Source organism: Liquorilactobacillus mali (assembly GCF_001437155.1).
Classification (GTDB): Bacteria; Bacillota; Bacilli; order Lactobacillales; family Lactobacillaceae; genus Liquorilactobacillus; species Liquorilactobacillus mali_A.
Map to the genome: position 1 here is coordinate 1 of NZ_JQAR01000063.1, position 1,043 is coordinate 1,043.

Annotated in this window: 2 protein-coding genes; one reads left to right on the plus strand and one right to left on the minus strand. The window is 33.6% G+C overall.

Features of this window, described 5'->3' with window-relative positions:
- The first annotated feature begins 139 nt into the window (after positions 1–139).
- Complete coding sequence (locus tag IV36_RS11710; protein WP_003691192.1) at positions 140–529, plus strand: AP2 domain-containing protein; 390 nt, start codon at positions 140–142, stop codon at positions 527–529.
- 208 nt (positions 530–737) lie between these two features.
- Here IV36_RS11710 and IV36_RS11715 read toward each other — a convergent pair whose 3' ends face one another.
- The gene (locus IV36_RS11715; protein ID WP_046870757.1) at positions 738–842 is read right to left on the minus strand and encodes a putative holin-like toxin; all 105 of its coding nucleotides are present in this window, start codon (positions 840–842) and stop codon (positions 738–740) included.
- Between the last annotated feature and the right edge of the window lie 201 nt (positions 843–1,043).

A 1,043-nucleotide genomic window follows, 5' to 3' on the forward strand; every position in this document is an offset into this window, starting at 1 on the left:
AAACAAAATTGGTACTGAGAGAAGATTTTTCTATCAGTACCAAATATTATAGAACCCAGTTTTAAGACAATCCGTTGGTGTTAAGAAGGGATCGGGTACTACATGGTTTTGTAAATGTGATTGTGGTAATTATACCGACGTGGCAAGCACAAAACTTATTCAAGGAACTACCAAGAGTTGTGGTTGTCAATTAAAGAAGGCACGAGAAAAATGGAAAAATATTTACAAAGATGAAAAGATACAAGAGAAGATAAAAAAAACTTTTAGAAAAAATGACGGTCGTGAAAAAAATACTAAACTATCTATATTGGAACTAGCAACAAGCGACAAATTAAAGGCAAATAATTCTAGTGGTGTAACAGGGGTTTCTTATAGTAAACGTGATAAGAGGTGGCGTAGCTATATCACAGTAAAACATATACGCTACGAGCTAGGATATTTTAAAGATAAGGAAAGTGCAATCCAAGCTCGAAAAAAAGCTGAAAAAGAATTAGTTGAACCCATTTTAAAAAAATACAAAAATAAATAAAAAATTCATAGCCTTTATAAGACACGAAATAGATTTGTTATAAAAAATAAGCTGAAAAATACCTTACTACCCAATTTTTTACAGACATGATATAATAGAAGCAGAAAAAGAAGCCTTGCTTGAACAAGACTTCCCATGTAGAACCGTTTAAGATGGTGGCATAACTTAATACGATTAAATAACCGCTAGCTTGCCAGAGCTAAGGCGGTTATTTTTTTTGCTGATTTTTAATCAACTCAACAACTAATGCGATTAAGGCCACGATAAAAGTACCGAAAGCCAGCATTAATTGTAAAGCGTCCGAAACGGACACTTGGGCTACTCCTTTCCTAGAATGTGAGTTTATAGTTTTTACACCATAAGCACCACCCCCTTTAAGGAAATAGCCACCGCCTTAACTTCTCTACTTGAACTATTATACAGGATAACTAGTAATTTACCTATTGATGATTAATGTTGGTAGCGTCAAGAATCTTGTGTAAATGAAATGCCTTCGTACATATAATATGTATCT